Annotated in this window: 10 protein-coding genes; all 10 read left to right on the top strand. The window is 44.9% G+C overall.

The window, feature by feature from the left end; translation table 11 throughout:
- The first annotated feature begins 101 nt into the window (after positions 1 to 101).
- Complete coding sequence (locus tag PSM36_RS15275) at positions 102 to 3,335, top strand: SusC/RagA family TonB-linked outer membrane protein (protein ID WP_076931641.1); 3,234 nt, start codon at positions 102 to 104, stop codon at positions 3,333 to 3,335.
- 22 nt (positions 3,336 to 3,357) lie between these two features.
- Positions 3,358 to 5,157 carry a RagB/SusD family nutrient uptake outer membrane protein gene (locus tag PSM36_RS15270; RefSeq protein ID WP_076931640.1) on the top strand — a complete coding sequence of 600 codons (1,800 nt, stop codon included), beginning with the start codon at positions 3,358 to 3,360 and terminating at the stop codon, positions 5,155 to 5,157.
- A 97-nt stretch (positions 5,158 to 5,254) separates the two neighbouring features.
- Positions 5,255 to 6,499: a glycan-binding surface protein gene (locus PSM36_RS15265; protein WP_076931639.1), complete on the top strand. Its 1,245-nt coding sequence runs from the start codon at positions 5,255 to 5,257 to the stop codon at positions 6,497 to 6,499.
- 21 nt (positions 6,500 to 6,520) lie between these two features.
- Positions 6,521 to 8,683, top strand: coding sequence for a glycan-binding surface protein (locus tag PSM36_RS15260; protein ID WP_076931638.1), 2,163 nt, complete (start codon positions 6,521 to 6,523; stop codon positions 8,681 to 8,683).
- Positions 8,684 to 8,827: 144 nt separating this feature from the next.
- Positions 8,828 to 10,510 carry a glycosyl hydrolase gene (locus PSM36_RS15255; protein WP_076931637.1) on the top strand — a complete coding sequence of 561 codons (1,683 nt, stop codon included), beginning with the start codon at positions 8,828 to 8,830 and terminating at the stop codon, positions 10,508 to 10,510.
- 101 nt (positions 10,511 to 10,611) lie between these two features.
- Positions 10,612 to 11,757, top strand: a complete 1,146-nt coding sequence (locus PSM36_RS15250; protein ID WP_076931636.1) for a glycoside hydrolase family 26 protein — start codon at positions 10,612 to 10,614, stop codon at positions 11,755 to 11,757.
- 5 nt (positions 11,758 to 11,762) lie between these two features.
- Entirely contained in the window at positions 11,763 to 12,944 is a 1,182-nt protein-coding gene (locus PSM36_RS15245) for a glycoside hydrolase family 130 protein (RefSeq protein ID WP_076932316.1), read from the top strand.
- A 69-nt stretch (positions 12,945 to 13,013) separates the two neighbouring features.
- The gene (locus PSM36_RS15240; protein ID WP_045090506.1) at positions 13,014 to 14,399 is read left to right on the top strand and encodes an MFS transporter; all 1,386 of its coding nucleotides are present in this window, start codon (positions 13,014 to 13,016) and stop codon (positions 14,397 to 14,399) included.
- The gene (locus PSM36_RS15235) at positions 14,396 to 15,631 is read left to right on the top strand and encodes an AGE family epimerase/isomerase (RefSeq protein WP_076931635.1); all 1,236 of its coding nucleotides are present in this window, start codon (positions 14,396 to 14,398) and stop codon (positions 15,629 to 15,631) included. The genes PSM36_RS15240 and PSM36_RS15235 overlap by 4 nt, the downstream gene beginning before the upstream one ends.
- A 143-nt stretch (positions 15,632 to 15,774) precedes the next feature.
- A complete protein-coding gene (acs, locus tag PSM36_RS15230; RefSeq protein ID WP_076931634.1) occupies positions 15,775 to 17,682 on the top strand; it encodes an acetate--CoA ligase in 1,908 nt (635 codons plus the stop codon).
- Positions 17,683 to 17,752: the final 70 nt, after the last annotated feature.

The following is a 17,752-nucleotide window of genomic DNA, read 5'->3' as shown; positions in this document are numbered from 1 at the left end:
ATCATAATCAGATAAGATAATACTTGAATTTAACCGACCCTCACTCTATTTTTGTATTATAAATATAATATTTTATTAATTTTTGTAATAATCATCATTGTATGAAAAACATTGTTATGTTGTGTACAGCTCTCATTATGAGCATTTCGTTAATGGCACAGCAGCGCAGGATAACCGGGACTGTGACAGACAGTAGGGATAATTCTGCGATGATCGGTGTGAATATTATGGAAAAAGGAACCTTAAACGGTACAGTTACCGATATTGATGGCAACTTTTCCTTGAATGTGACCACGCAAAATCCGGTATTGGTCTTATCCAGTATTGGTTATAAAGCACTTGAAGTCAATGTTGGTAACCGTTCCAGCCTGAATATTACCATGGAAGAGGATGCCGAAATGTTGGAAGAAGTTGTAGTGGTGGGATACGGAACCATGAGAAAGAGTGACCTCTCCGGGGCATCCGTATCTGTGAGTGAAGAGAAGATAAAAAGTTCTATCGTCACTAATCTGGATCAGGCACTGCAGGGACGTGCGGCGGGTGTTACATCGGTGATGACTTCCGGTGCTCCGGGTTCGGCGGTATCTATCCGTATCCGCGGACAGGCTACCATTAATGCAGGGGCTGAACCTTTGTATGTGGTCGATGGAGTTATCTTCCAGGGTGGAAGTACTACCGGTCTCAGTCTGGGATTGAACCTGGGTAATGGTAGAGGAGCCATCTCTCCGCTATCCACGTTAAACCCTTCCGATATTGTCTCCATGGAGATATTGAAGGATGCCTCAGCAACAGCTATCTATGGAGCACAGGGCGCTAACGGTGTTGTCCTGATCACAACCAAACGGGGACAATCAGGAAAAGCAAAGTTTACTTATGAAGGCATGTTCGGTCTGCAAGACCAGGCCCGTCGCCTGGATATGATGAACCTTCGGGAGTATGCGATTTACAATAACTCTATTGCTGCAACAACGGGAGGAACCGACGGGACTCCCGAGTACCGTGATCCCTCCCTGTTAGGAAAAGGTACTGATTGGCAGGATGCGATCTTCCGTCAGGCCTTGATGACCCAGCATACTATTTCTGCACAGGGAGGTGTGGACGCCGTACAGTATTATGTGTCCGGCTCTTTTATGGATCAGGAAGGTACGATTGTAGGTACAGACTTCAACCGTTATTCGTTCAGGGTGAATCTGGATGCCAACCTAAAACCGTGGATGAAGTTAGGTCTGAATACCATGTATTCGAAAACAAGCGAACGATTGGGGCGTGCTGAAGGTACCGAAGGAGTCTTGACCTATTCTCTCCTTTCGCCTCCCGATATACCTATCTATGATGCTTATGGAAACTATGCATCTACTGTGAAAGAGGGTTATAGTCGTATCAATCCGATTGCTATAGCTGAGTTAGATAAGAATCTGCTGGACCGCCAGAAGCTGAATGGGAACATCTTTATGGATATAACTCCTTTGAAAGATTTGACATGGCACACAGAATTAGGTTATGATATCAGCAATTCCCGTTCCGAACAGTGGCAGCCGACCTACAATTTCGGGTCTCTGGTACAACGTCCGATCAACAGGTTAACCTGGCAGCGTAATAATAATATGTATTGGCAGCTTAAGAACTATCTGACTTATAACGGACGGATAGACAAACATTCGTTTACTGCGATGGTAGGCCAGGAAATGTGGGAATCATCATGGGAGTGGCAGCGGATAGGAGCAGAAAATTTACCCGGGAATGAGATACGCAACCCCCAGCTAGGTGATCAGGATACCTACCAGATAGCCGACGGAATGGGGGATGGGGCAATGGCCTCTTTCTTTACGCGTGAGACTTATAATTATGATGACCGCTATCTGGTAACTTATACTTATCGCTATGATGGTTCTTCCAATTTCGGCCCGAAAAACCGTTGGGCGGGGTTCCATTCGGTAGCCGGTTCATGGCGCTTTTCGAATGAGGCCTTCTTTGCCTCGCTGAATAATGTGATTAGTAACGGTAAACTGCGCTTAGGATGGGGACAGACCGGTAACTCCAATATAGGGGGAGGCTTATGGGGAGCAAGCCTTCAGATGTTCCCTACCGGTTTAGGCGCAGGATATAAACAGGCGCAGATTGCCAATCCTTATGTGAAATGGGAGACACAGGAGCAATGGAATCTGGGTCTTGACCTTGGTTTCTTTCACGACCGCATTAATCTGGTCGTAGATATGTATGATAAGACTGCCAATGATATGTTGATGCAGTTACAGTTACCTTCCTATTTCGGGTCGCGAGGAAATGCCAACTCTGCATTGACTGCTCCGATGGGTAACTATGGGACTATCAATAATAAAGGGTTGGAAATCTCATTGAATACACGCAACTTCACCGGTAATTTCACATGGGATACCGATTTCCAGATCTCCTTCAACAAGAACAAACTGGTCGCGCTTTCGGGTACCGATGCTTCCGGGATAGAGGGGTACGGACAATGGAGTGATGTGGTTAGTATTTCGAGAATAGGCGCACCGTTGTATGAGTTTTTCGGCTATATAGCAGATGGAGTCTATGCGAATAAACAGGAAATAGAGGACCATCTCTGGGGTGAGATCCCGGAAAACGGCTATAATCGTTATTCTACCGTGTTTGTAGGCGATATAAAATATAGGGATATCAGCGGTCCGGAAGGGAAACCGGATGGTAAAATCAATACTTATGATCGTACGGGGATAGGTTCGCCGCTCCCTAAATTTACTTACGGATTGACTAATACCCTCAACTATAAGAATTTAGACTTCACCTTGTTTGTGCAGGGAAGCTATGGTAATAAAGTATTTAATGCCCTGAGCCGCGACCTTACCGGCATGGGATATTGGAACAATCAGTTGAGGAAAGCGATGGATTATGCCAATCTGATCCCTATAGATCCTGATAAACAGTATCCGATACAAAATCCCTATAGTCCGACAGAAATGATCAACAATTGGTTTGAGGATATCGATAATGTGACACTTTCGAATCCAGACACAAAAATGTCACGTGCCGGTAAGAGTTTACCTTATAATAATCAACGTATCAGCACCAGATATATCGAAGACGGATCTTATCTGCGGGTAAAAAATATTGTGCTGGGTTATACTCTTCCGCAAAGGATGCTCCGCAAGGTACAGATAGATAATGTACGGGTATATGCCAATATCCAGAACCTATGGACATTTACCAAATATTCGGGTTATGATCCTGAAGTGGGAGTAAATCCGCAGGATGCTTCCGGCTATACATTCGGGTTTGATCAAGGGCGCTATCCTGCTCCCAGGATTATCACTTTTGGGGTTAATTTATCGTTTTAATGCTATAATACCTTATAATCATATGCAAAGAATAAATAAACTGCTACTTATTGTAGCGATCGGAATAGGGATGATCTCCTGCGAGGATTTTTTAAATCGTCCCGATAAAGCCAATTATACATTGTCTGATTTTTATCAGAACGATGAGCAATGTTTCCAGGCAGTAAATCCACTCTATACTGTGCCTTGGTTCGATTTTTTCCGTGGATGGCTTCGTGTAGGCGATTGCCAGTCGGGTAATTACTTTATGGATGGCAACGGCTTCTGGATGCTTACTCCCAACGAAGATATGGAAGAGGTGAAAAGTATGTCCGCATCTTTATGGGCTGTGAATGCACGTGCCAATACCGTGCTGGAAAATATTAACCTTTATGCCGGATCCGGTACTACCGAAGTGGGACGTAATGCCGCCAAAGGTGAAGCATTGGTGTGGAAAGCAATGGCCTATTTTTATATGGTTCGTATCTATGGTGCAGTACCTATTGTCCATAATAATACCGAACTGTTGGCTACCGGAGAATACAATGGATTATTCCGTGCCAAAATTGACAATGTATATGATTATATTGTCATGACGTTGGAAAAAGCCGTTGAATGGTTACCGGAAAAGTCACATCAGGCAGGACGGATCGATAGATATTCTGCCTATGGCTTACTGGCAAAAGTGTATCTTGCTAAATCGGGTTATGGCCAAAACGGTACACGCAACCAGGATGATCTTGACAAAGCCAGGGAATATGCACGTAAAGTGGTACGCGAAAGCGGGAGGGTTCTGGAACCGGTGTATGCCGATATTTTCAGGGGTAGCAAAAACCTTTCTGATGAAAGCCTTATCGCATGGCGTTGGGTGGTAGCCGGTGAAACCTATTGGACAGCGTCCAACGACCTGCAGGCCGACCTTGTATCCAGTGCGTTCAGTGAATTCAGCGGATGGGGAAGCTGGGGTGGACCCTCGCTCGACTTACAGGAAGCATTTGGAGAGATTTTTGACGGGTCAACCCTTTCGGGAGCCATCTCGCCTAACCGGCAAAATACCGACAGACGGCGGAAAGCTACCATGATGATGTATGGTGACGTATATGAATATTTCTGGCGTGATCATCCTACCAAGGAGGGGGCCGACGGACAACCGGTGAGTTTCCCGAATGGATTTGATTTTGCAAAATTCTACGGAAAGGTAGTGGGAGACTTCAATAGCTCCACCGGAGCTAACTGTGTAAAACATATTGTAGGTAACAATGCCGACCATCTTGGAGAATTCGGCATTCCGATGATGGACAGGAAAAGTAATCTGGCTACCCATATTTTGCGTTTGGGGGATGTATATCTGGTATATGCCGAAGCTATTCTGGGAAATAACGCTTCTACTTCAGATCCTGAAGCCTTGTATGCATTCAATGAAATACGGAAACGTGCCGGTGTTGCCCAAAAAACATCCATTACGTTTGACGATTTATTCAAGGAACGCCGCCTCGAATTGGCTTTCGAAGGTGATTTCTGGTACGACTTTGTACGCCTGAGTTACTATAAACCTGATGAGGCGTTGGCCAGACTGAATGCCCAAAATCGCAAGAATTATACGGGATTAAACACCTATTATCTGGATGAGGGGTGGAAAACCTGGGGACAGGGAGGTGAGAACAGTTATCCAAAAGATGATAATGGCAAACCATCTCCCCGTATTAATGCTGAACAGCCCGATGGAAAGCCATTTACATTAAGTAAATTTACCATGCCCTTCCCCTCTACCGATTTGGCGATGAACCCCAATCTGGCAAAAGATCCCGTGGATTATGATTTAAGTCAGTATACATACGAATAAATTACAGATATGAAACGAGCACAGTAATCATTATCACACAAGATCATGACTACAGCGAGTTCCATATGACACCTTTGAAAATAAATATTTTAGTCATATGAAAAACAATATATATTATAAAAAAATATTCGTTTTCCTATTGTTTTCGGCAACTTTACTATTCTTTGTTGCCTGTGAGGATGACGATAAGGGGAAGTATAAAATGACAGACGGAGTACCGACTATCTATTATGTCCGTCCGCCCGATATCGAAAAAGCCGATTCTCTATTGGTCGGTGCGTATATGGGAGAAACGATCTGCCTGGTCGGTGATAACCTGACTAGCATTCAGGAACTCTATTTCAATGATATAAAAGCTTTGCTCAACATCAATTATATTACCAAAAATACTTTGTTGGTAACAGTACCGAGAGAAGTACCAAATGAAGTAATCGATAAAATAGTGATGGTACTCAAGTCAGGTGAAAGAGCAGAGTATGATTTTATTGTAAGAATCCCCGCTCCAGAAGTAGCAAGCATTAAATGTGAACAGGTACCCGAAGGAGAAGATGTAGTTCTCTATGGTGATTATTTCTTTGACAGCCAAACGGTACCTTTGACTATTGTGATCGGTGATTATACTGTGCCAAAGAGTGATATTGTGGATATACAGAAAACACAGGTGACATTCAAATCCCCTCCAATGGATGTGAAGGGTACTATCTCTATGACGACAGCTTATGGTAATAGTGGGCGTACCAAGTTCGTATTCCACGATGACCGGGGTATCCTTTTCAATTTCGACGATTATCCGATTGTGCCGGGTTGGGGACGGCCGAACCTCATTGAGACCGGACCTGATGCTATTTCAGGTAATTATATGAAATTCAGAGGTGAACTTCTGGCAGGTGAATGGATAAGCCCGGGTGATAACTACCAGTGTAACTTCTGGGGTGAAGATAACGGTATACCTACCGGAAATCTGTTCTCCAGTGATCCTGCAACATCTATATTGAAATTTGAAGTGAATGTATTGCAAGAGTGGAGTGCCTTGCCTATGAATATTTTCTTCGGTCCGCAAGCTTCACAGGAGAGTGCCTTATGGGATGACTCCGTTCCCCGTGCGCAATGGATACCCTGGAAAGAGACAGGAGGTTCTTATATAACCGACGGATGGGTAACTGTTTCCATTCCAATTGCAGATTTTAGATTAAGTGGTTCGGGAGTGGATCTGGAAAAAATTCCAACATATTTTGGTGCGTTGAATATCTATATTTACAATAGAGGTAGGGTTGACGCTGTTGGTACCGATTGTGATCCTGTCATTCTGATAGATAACGTCCGTGTAGTGCCGGGTGAATAACCATTCAAAAACAATACAGTTATGAACAAAAGATTTAATATAGCATCATTTGGGATGATGTGTCTTATATTGGTAAGTGCCCTTTTTATTGTCTCTGCCTGTGATAATGGAGATGATCTGAGTACCGATCAGATGACAGACACCGGGATTACAGTCAAAGCCTTCGGCCCCAGTCCTGCCTTGCGGGGGGGAGAGTTGCGATTTGTAGGTACAAATGTTGATAAGGCCACTGCTGTGGTGATCCCCGGAGTTCCCGAGATAACCGAATTTACCAAAAAGGAAAAAACGGAGGTACGGGTAATTATTCCACAGACCGCGCAACCCGGTTATGTGATCCTGCGTACGTCGCAAGGTGATATCACACCGAAAACAATGCTAACTTTCTTGGAACCTATTGTCATTGAGTCTATAACCTCTTCGAAAGTGAAGGCAGGTGACGAGTTCGAGATAAAGGGAGATTACCTGAATCTGATTGCCCGGGTAGTTTTTCAGGAGAATGTAGCAGTTGATTCGACTGATTTCGTCAGTCAAAGCCGTGAAAAGATCATTGTAAAAGTACCGCTTAAAGCGCGCTCGGGTGAAATAATGATAGCCAATGGCGAAGAGATCCCTATCGAGGTTTATTCAGGAGATCTGCTGGCGGATATCGTAGAGCCGGTAATTACATCCGTAACCCCGTCTACGGTAAAAGCGGGTTCGGATGTCAACATTGCAGGTACTGATTTCGATTTGGTAGAAAAAGTTATTTTTGGAGGTGAAAAAAACGCATCCAAATTTACCGTAAGCGAGGATAAAAAGAGTATTACCGCAACTGTGCCGGCTGACGCGCAGGATGGTCCGGTCATGTTGGTTGCCTATTCGGGTGCCGAAATAGTAAGCGAAACAAGCCTTACGCTAAAGATGCCCGTTGCCGCGATAGAAAATAAGAAGGTGAAAAACGGTGAAAACATTACCGTCACCGGAACTGATCTCGATTTGGTAACTGCTGTCTGGTTCGATGAACTGGAAGCAGAGTTTTCTTATGCAGACGGTAAATTATCCGTAACCGTTCCTGAAACGGCCGTAAGCAATCATATCAAATTTGTGACTGCTTCCTCGAAAGACCTTTCGATAACGGGTATCACTTATGTGGTACCGGCCATATCGTCAATCGCACCCACAAGTATTACTGCCGGAGATAATATCACCATTACCGGAACAGACCTGGATCTGGTGCGTGAAATTATTTTCAGCACAGGGGAAGGTACTGTATCAGTGGCTCTGACTTCTGCCCCTGATCCAAACAGTATTACCATACAATCTCCTTTTACGGCGACCAGTGGTAAGGTTGACCTGAAGACGGTAAACGAAACCATTGTGACCTCGTCGCAATCACTCACTATCGCTCCGGCATTACTGGCAGCGATAACAGAAATGCCGGAAGCGGTAAAACCGGGTGCTTTGGTGACGGTAAAAGGTATTAATTTAAGTACAGTAACGAAAATAGAATTCCGTTATAAGAATGGGACAATAATACCGGCCACCAGCTTTTTACCCAACCAGGACGGTACATCGTTACAGATGTATGCTCCGGCTGCATTGGGGAAAGTTGACCTGATCCTGATCAATCCTGTGGGTCCTTCAGTGGCTTATCCTTTGTCGATTGGATTGACTGATCCTATAGCGGATCCTTCATTGATTATTTTCGATTTTGAAGATGTAGGTGGTAACAATGTTCTGAATAATGCATGTGACTGGGGAGGAATATGCGGTGTGAAAGGCGGAGATGAAAGCGGTCATTTCTTCGAGGTGATGCCGACAAGTACGAATATCACCGGCTATTGGTATATCGCTGATAACTGGATAGAAGCTCCTTATCCGAGCATTTCGGGAATCACGGATTATGTACTTAAAATGGATATTCGCCTTAAGAACGATATCCCGGTTCCCTCGGGCTGGCATGTACTTAATATACGGATTGCAGGGAATGTGGAATATAATATTATGCCTTACCTTCAAAAAGGCTCTGTGTATACAACCGAAGGAGAGTGGAAGACAATAACTATTCCTTTAACTGATATCCCGGGTTTGTCCGATCCTACTTCAACGGGGGGCGATTGGGGTCTTATCTATAATAAAGATGCTTCTGTGTCTTTCCCCACCGTTGGTTTGTGTATCGATAATATCCGTTACGAACTTAAATAAAAACGTCGGAAATACTTGTTTCAAAAAAGAGGGAGTTTTTTTCCTGGAATATTCCCTCTTTTTTATTTAATTCCCAATCTTTTTGTATTCATTGCAGTAGTCTCATTTGGCAAAGGGAAGTCATCTAAAGCAGAAAAAACGACCATGAGCAGAAATTTTTTCTATATTTATTTATTATTGGTATTATGCTTTGGATCCTCGTGTAAAGGTGAAGATGCGGTCGATCCGCCTGTATTTCTTTATACGAGGCCTGATGATAAAAGTGTGGATGTACCGTTAAACCAGGAAGTGAGTGTGGGCTATGATACCGAAATAGTACTGGCGGATAACCATGGGATTACAGTAAACAATGAAAAGGCGAATGTGACGGCAAATAGCAGGAAATTGTTGTTTTCCCTCACCTTGGAAACCGGTACAACATATGATATCGTGATCCCAGAAGGAGCCGTCCGGAATAGTTCCGGAGGGAAAGCCGCTGCTGCTCGTTTTTCATTCACCACCATTTCAGATAACAGCCGCTACGAAGCGGAAAAGGCGACGCTGACCGGTAATGCGGCTATCGAGAATACACTTGGGAACTATTCTGGCTCAGGATATGTCAATCAAAAAGAGGGTGATCTGGTTTTTAAAGTGAATGTTCCGAAGTCGGGGAGATACGAGGTGCTCTTCCGTTATGCCAACGATAACCAACGAAAAGAAAACGACTTGTGGGTTAATGATGTGAAGCTATCTTCCATTGTTTTTGACGCCACTTATAGTTGGAAAAATAATTCTATGAATATCTTTTTTCGGGAAGGAACCAATACGCTTGCCATAAAAAAGAATTGGGGATGGACTTACTATGATTATATTGAAATCAATCCTGCTCCTGAAGCCACTCCATTTAATATATCCCTGGATCTGGTAACGGCATCGCCGTCGAAAGAAGCAATGAATCTGTATAATTTTTTAAAAGAAAATTTCGGGAAAAAAGTGATTTCAGGTGCTATGGCCAATTACAGTACAGGGATCGAAGAAGCCCTGTGGATGTATGACAATACAGGCAAATGGCCCGCTTTGGCATGCTTCGACCTTATCAATTATACTACATCGTGGGGGGTGGGTGATTATACGGAAATGACGGCCAACGTGGAGGATTGGTGGGACAACAACGGAATTGTTTCCATCATGTGGCATTGGCGCGATCCCTTGAAAAAGACCGATGCATTCTATACGGAAGGTACATCTTTCGATATATCAAAAATCACGGATCCCAATTCTGATGAATACAAGGCGATGATAGATGATATCGATGCCATTGCTGGTTATCTGAAACAATTCAAAGAGAAAAATATTCCTGTTTTGTGGCGCCCGTTGCATGAAGCTTCCGGCGGTTGGTTCTGGTGGGGTGCTAAAGGTGCGGCTCCCTGTAAGGCGTTGTGGAAACTTATGTTCGACAGGCTTGTGGATCATCATCAGCTGAATAACCTGATTTGGGTCTGGACGTCGGATGCTTCGGATAGCGCCGTCGATTGGTATCCGGGTGATGCCTATGTGGATGTGATCGGTATGGATATATATCCCGGAGAAAATCAGCATGGCTCTCAATATGTGAACTTCGACAGAGTCAAAGCATTATTCGAAAGCCGGAAAATACTGGCTTTAAGTGAATGTGGATCTATCCCTTCGGTGGATGCTATGTTCGAATATGGCGATATCTGGTCGTGGGTGATGCCGTGGAACGGTAATTATACCCGTGACGATAAGCATAACGGGGCAACTTTCCTGAATAGTTTCCTGAATAGTGATAAGGTCATTACCCGTGATGGGATGCCGGATTTAAAATAAGAATAACATTTGTATGAAACGAGCAGGTAAATCATGACACTCAAGATGATGATTAAAAGCGAGTTCCATATGATACCTTTGAAAATAAATAGTTTTATCATATGAATGCGAAATCATTGGCTTTTTGTACAAGCATATTCATTTTTCTTTTCTTTGCTTCTTGTACTTCAAAAGCGGGTACAGGTAAGATTTCCGATAAAGTACAAGGAACCGAATTGACAGCGGAGGCTCAAAATCTTCTGGAAAACCTGAAAGAAATATCCTCCCAGGGATTCATGTTCGGTCATCAAGATGATCCGTTATACGGTATCATCTGGGAAGGCGACAGCGGCCGTTCCGATGTGAAAAGTGTGGTGGGGGATTATCCTGCCGTGATGGGCTTTGATATTGGCCGGATTGAGCATGGCAATGAGAAAAATATCGATAATGTCTCTTTCGACAAGATCCGGCAGGAAATCATCCGCCAGTACAACAGAGGTGGAATAATCACTATAAGCTGGCATTTGGATAACCCGTTAACCGGAGGAGACTCATGGGATGTCTCTACCGGCGGGGTGGTAACTTCGATCCTTCCGGGAGGAGGGCAGCATGAGAAGTTTCTAATGTGGTTACAACGTGCAGCCGATTTTTTCAATTCACTTACTACTGATAGCGGAGTAAAGATTCCTGTCCTTTTCAGGCCCTGGCATGAACATACCGGAAGTTGGTTCTGGTGGGGTAAAGAACACTGTACGGTAGATGAGTATAAGCAGCTTTGGCATATAACCCGCGATTTTTTTGATCAACAGGGGATCAATCATCTGCTTTACGGTTATTCTCCCGACGCACAAGGCCCCGGTGATATATACATGGAACGGTATCCCGGAGATGAATATGTAGACTTGTTGGGATTGGATTGTTATCACAGGGATAATGAGAAAGGTACAGCGGCCTATCAGCAGACTTTACATACCATACTCTCTTTTATGACTGAAGAAGGAGAGAAACGTAATAAACCGATTGCCCTGACAGAAACCGGATTAGAAGCGATCCCTATTCACGATTGGTGGACAAACGTCCTTTTTCCCGTGCTGGATCAATACCCCGTTACCTATGTGCTGGTATGGCGCAATGCCCGCGAGCGACCGGATCATTTTTATGCTCCTTATCCCGGACATCTTTCAGAAGCAGATTTTATTGCATTTTATCAACATCCCAAAACACTTTTTTGCAAAGATATACACTATATATACAACCCTAAAGATTGAATGATATGAGTCTGTTCAACCAACGAATGCAAGCGTTACTGGAGGACTACGAAACATTGGTTAGTAAAAGAAACAGTCCCTTACCCGGTAATAACGGCTGGTTTCAACGATATAAAAACCCGGTGCTCACAGCAGCCCATACGCCGCTATTCTGGCGATACGATCTGGATCCGGAAGCAAATCCTTTCCTGATGGAGCGGATCGGCATGAATGGCGTGATGAATGCAGGTGCCATCAAATGGAATGGAAACTACCTGCTTGTGGCACGTGTGGAGGGTGTCGACCGGAAATCTTTTTTCGCCATTGCCGAAAGCCCTAACGGCATCGATAACTTTCGCTTTTGGGATTACCCCATAGTAATTCCTGAAAATGATGATCCTGTGACCAATGTATATGATATGAGATTGACCCTCCACGAGGACGGATGGATATATGGAGTATTCTGTGCAGAACGGTTTGATGGAACAGCTGAGGAGGGAGACCTTTCGAAAGCGAAAGCATCTGCGGGAATAGTACGGACAAAAGATATGATCAAATGGGAACGATTACCAGATGTTGAGTCGAAAAGCCAGCAACGCAATGTGGTGCTTCACCCTGAATTTGTCGAAGGGAAATATGCACTGTACACCCGTCCGCAGGATGGCTTTATCAGTGCAGGTAGCGGATTGGGTATCGGTTGGACATTGGTAGAGGATATGACGAAGACGGTAATCACCGAAGAAAAAATTGTCGACCGGCGCTTCTATCATACCATCAAGGAACTGAAGAACGGGGAAGGGCCGGCACCTATTAAAACAGCCAAAGGGTGGCTGCATCTGGCACATGGTGTAAGGGCATGCGCTGCAGGTCTGAGATATGTATTATATTTGTATATGACTTCGCTGGAAGATCCGTCGAAACTTATTGCCTCTCCGGGCGGCTATTTTATGGCTCCCGAAGGTGAAGAGCGTGTGGGTGATGTCTCAAACGTGCTTTTTAGCAACGGCTGGATTGCCGATGACGATGGAACGGTGTTCATCTATTATGCTTCGTCCGACACGCGGATGCACGTGGCCACCTCTACGCTGGATCGGTTGGTAGATTATTGCTTCCAAACTCCCGAAGACGGATTGACATCTTTTTCGTCAGTACAGGCATTGAGTAAGCAGATCGACAAGAATCTACGGTTTTTGGAAAGATCGAGATAATCCGATTGACCCCGTTTGCGGGTTAAATATTCACAATGACATTGGCCCAGGAGCCAAAATACCTTATTTATGATAACACTCAAGGAGAAATTAGGATATGGATTCGGCGATGCGGCATCGTCGATGTTCTGGAAATTATTCGGCATGTACCTCCTCTTCTTCTATACCGATGTGTTCGGGATGGAGGCGGCGGCAGTGGGGACGATGTTCCTGATCACACGGGTATGGGATTCGCTTTTCGATCCGGTAGTTGGGGTGATAGCCGATCGCACCGAAACCCGATGGGGGAAATTCAGACCCTATCTGTTGTTTCTGGCCATACCGTTCGCGGTAATCGGGGTCTTTACCTTTTTTACTCCGGCTTTCCCTTCTGCAGATAAGGTGATATATGCCTATATTACCTATTCTCTGATGATGATTGTCTACTCGGGGATTAATGTTCCTTATGCATCCCTGCTGGGAGTGATGAGTCCCGATCCGAAGGATAGGAATGTACTGTCTACCTACCGTATGGCTTTTGCCTATATTGGCAGCTTTGTGACCTTGCTCCTGTTTATGCCGATGGTCAACTATTTCAGTGGTAACAGCAAAGTGATTGAAGACCAACAGCACGGATGGTTCATGGCTGTCATTGTGATCGCTATTGCCTGTGCTGTTTTGTTTCTGCTCTGTTTTGCATTTACAAAGGAGAGGGTAAAACCCATACGCCAAAAGCAGGCTCCGTTGAAAGATGACCTGAAAGATCTTCTCCGGAACAGACCATGGTGGATACTCCTGGGGGCAGGTGTCTCAGCACTCATATTCAACTCCATCCGCGACGGCGCGACCATCTATTACTTTAAATATTATGTGGAAGAGGATCTGTTCGGAACGGTTAATATCCTGAATATTCCATTCGTGCTTAGCGGGTTGTATCTTGCCCTGGGCCAGGCGGCCAACTTGCTCGGTGTGATTCTTGCTGCGCCGGTTAGTAACAGGATCGGAAAACGGTACACCTATATGGGGGCGATGGCAATTGCTATGGTTCTCAGTATTGTTTTCTACGGACTGGGCAGTCATGGTCTCGCTTTGATATTTAGTCTTCAGGCGCTAATCAGTATTTGCGCAGGAAGTATCTTCCCGTTATTATGGTCAATGTATGCCGATTGTGCTGACTATTCAGAATATAAAACCGGAAACCGCGCGACCGGATTGATATTCAGCTCTTCTTCAATGAGCCAGAAGCTGGGGTGGGCTATCGGTACGGCCATGACCGGCTGGTTGTTGGCTTACTTTGGTTTTGAAGCCAATCAGGTGCAGAATGCGGAGACCATCAGCGGCATCAAAATGTTTATGAGTATTTTTCCGGCAGTAGGTGCTGCTCTTTCGGTAATATTTATCTATTTTTATCCTTTAACTGAGAAGGGGTTAAAGGCGATCACAACTGAACTGGTAAAGAGAAGACATCAACTATGAATGGTTTTAAAAAAGAGTTGACAGAGAATATACTGCCGTTCTGGATCGACCGGATGCAGGATAACCGGTATGGTGGCTTTTACGGGCAGATAGACGGGAAAGGCCAGTTGCATCCCGAAGCGAATAAAGGAGCGATCCTCAATGCCCGGATTTTATGGACCTTCTCGGCTGCGTATCGCTTGTTAAAAGAACCGGTATACCTCGATATTGCCCAAAGGGCATTCGGTTATATTTGTACCTTTTTTATCGACAAAGAACAGGGGGGAGCTTATTGGGAACTGGATTATAGGGGAAATCCGGTGAATATGAAAAAGCAGGCCTATGCCCAGGGGTTTATGCTATATGGTTTTTCTGAGTTTTACCGTGCAACGGGTGATCCAAAGGCATTGGTACTGGCAAAAGATTTTTTCCGGTTGATTGAAAAATGCCATGATAACCGGTCGGGTGGATATCTGGAGGCCTATACACGGGATTGGCAACCAATCGGGGATATGCGCCTGAGCGAGAAAGATGCCAATGAGAAAAAGACGATGAATACCCACCTGCATATCCTGGAACCTTATACGACTCTGCTCAGGATTTGGAGAGATGAAGAGTTGATCGTAGCACAGCGGCGGCTGATAGATATCTTTACTACTAAAATACTCGACAGGGAAACAGGACATCTGAACCTGTTCTTTGATGAGGAATGGAACGTAAAGTCAACGGCTGTATCTTACGGGCACGATATAGAGGCTTCGTGGCTGTTGTTTGAAGCTGCAGAGGTGTTGGGCGACAGGGAACTGTTGGAAAAGATAAAGACGTTATCGTTGAAAATAGTGGACGCCGCTTCCGAAGGGTTGCAGGCTGACGGTAGCATGATATATGAAACGGACCGGATTCACTCCAAGGTTGAACAGTTCGTATTGGCCGTTTCGAGCGGCCGCAGTCCGGACAAACGTATCCCGGTCTGCACGGACGCTGAGCGGCATTGGTGGGTACAGGCTGAAGCGGTGGTCGGGTACATCTATGCATACGAAAATTCGGGAGATATCCGCTATAAAGAAAAAGCCTACGGCGTTTGGGAATATATCCGGAACTATATCATAGATAAGGAGAACGGGGAATGGTACTGGAGCCGTTTATCCGACGGGAGTATCAACCGGGAAGATGACAAGGCCGGATTCTGGAAATGTCCTTACCACAACGGGCGCATGTGCATGGAGATGATGGATCGGTTTGTTAGAGAATAATGGGAACCGGATAATTTACTGGAAAAGTTAAATACTTATCTGCATAATGTTAAATTGAAATAAAAAATAGTCGAAATATTGCAGATTGAAAGATTAGCCGGATTTTTTTTATTTATTTGCAATTATTAAAAATCCAGCTTAAGATGAGTAGTTATTCGATCAAATCCTTAGAGCAATATTTTAAGGTATACCGAAAGTCGATCCGAAAGCCCAAAAAGTTCTGGGCGAAAATAGCAGAAAATAATTTCACCTGGTACCGGAAATGGGATAAGGTGTTGGAATTTGATATGGAGAAGGCTGAATTTATCTGGTTCAAAAATGCCAAACTCAATATCACCAAGAATTGTATCGACCGACATCTGGCAAACAGGGGGGATGAGAATGCCATTATTTTTGAACCCAACGATCCGGACGAACCGGCACGCTATTATACTTATAGCCAACTGTATGCCGAGGTTTCCAAAATGGCTAATGTGCTTCGGGAACAAGGAGTACAGAAAGGCGACAGGGTATGTATTTACCTGCCCATGGTTCCTGAACTGGCTTTCAGTGTGCTGGCCTGTGCACGTATAGGTGCAATTCACTCCGTGGTATTTGCCGGTTTTTCTTCCAATGCCCTGGCTACCCGTATTAATGATTGTACCTGTAAACTTATCATTACTGCAGATGGCGGATACCGTGGAACCAAGACCATCGATCTGAAACGTATCGTGGACGAAGCACTTGTAAAGTCCCCTTCGATAGAAAGAGTATTGGTTGTAAAGCGCACCGGCCAGGAGATCGATATGAAAGAAGGACGTGACCGTTGGCTGCAACCACTACTGGATGAGGCTCCCGCTACCAGTATGGCAGAGGTGATGGATGCCGAAGACCCCCTCTTTATTCTCTATACTTCCGGCTCGACCGGAAAACCGAAAGGAATGCTGCATACCACGGCGGGATATATGGTCTATACGGCGTACACCTTTAAAAATGTATTTAATTACATGCCGGGAGATATATACTGGTGTACGGCCGACATCGGGTGGGTTACAGGACACTCTTACACCATTTACGGGCCGCTGCTCAATGGGGCTACTACTGTTATCTTTGAAGGAATCCCTTCGTATCCTACCCATAGCCGTTTCTGGGAGGTAATCCAAAAACACCGGGTCAATCAGTTCTATACGGCACCCACAGCAATCCGTTCCCTGGCCAAAGAGAAGATTGAATATGTCAGGGATTACCGTCTCGACTCTCTAAAGGTGATCGGCTCCGTTGGTGAACCTATCAACGAAGAGGCATGGCACTGGTATAACGACCACGTGGGTAACAAACGGTGTCCCTTGGTGGATACCTGGTGGCAGACAGAGACCGGAGGTATTGTGATATCGGCTATCCCCTTTGTCACACCGACTAAACCTACCTATGCTTCACTGCCGCTTCCTGGGATTAAGCCGGTTTTGATGGATGAGCTGCGAAACGAGATCGAGGGCAATCAGCAAATCGGAAACCTTTGTATTGAATATCCCTGGCCGGGTATTGCAAGGACTATCTGGGGAGATCACCAGCGTTTTATCGATACCTATTTCAAAACATTTCCCGGTAAATATTTTTCAGGAGATGGCGCACTACGCGATGAGGTGGGCTATTACCGCATCACCGGGAGGGTAGACGATGTGATCATTGTTTCGGGACACAACCTGGGAACCGCGCCCATCGAAGATGTGATCAACGAGCATCAGACGGTAGCAGAGAGTGCTATCGTGGGATATCCGCACGATATCAAGGGGAACGCCTTGTACGGTTTTGTAGTGCTTAAAGAAACCGGCTTATGGCGTGACCGGCAGAATCTTGCAAAAGAGATCAACCAACTTATCTCCGACCAGATCGGTGCCATTGCCAAGCTGGACAAGATACAGTTCGTAACGGGATTGCCAAAGACGCGCTCAGGGAAGATTATGCGGCGCATCCTACGTAAAATTGCCGAAGGAGAACAGTCCGATTTTGGAGATATCACCACGTTGGTTAATCCCGAAATCGTGGAAGAGATCAGCCGGGAAAGAGTGTGATATACGGATACGGACATAAATTTTTAAATATTTTGGTTTTGTCTCACTTATTCATGCAATAAGTTTAGTA

It is taken from the genome of Proteiniphilum saccharofermentans (assembly GCF_900095135.1).
Classification (GTDB): domain Bacteria; phylum Bacteroidota; class Bacteroidia; order Bacteroidales; family Dysgonomonadaceae; genus Proteiniphilum; species Proteiniphilum saccharofermentans.
The sequence above is the reverse complement of the archived record's forward strand: the minus strand, read 5'-3'. Positions and strand labels throughout refer to the sequence as shown.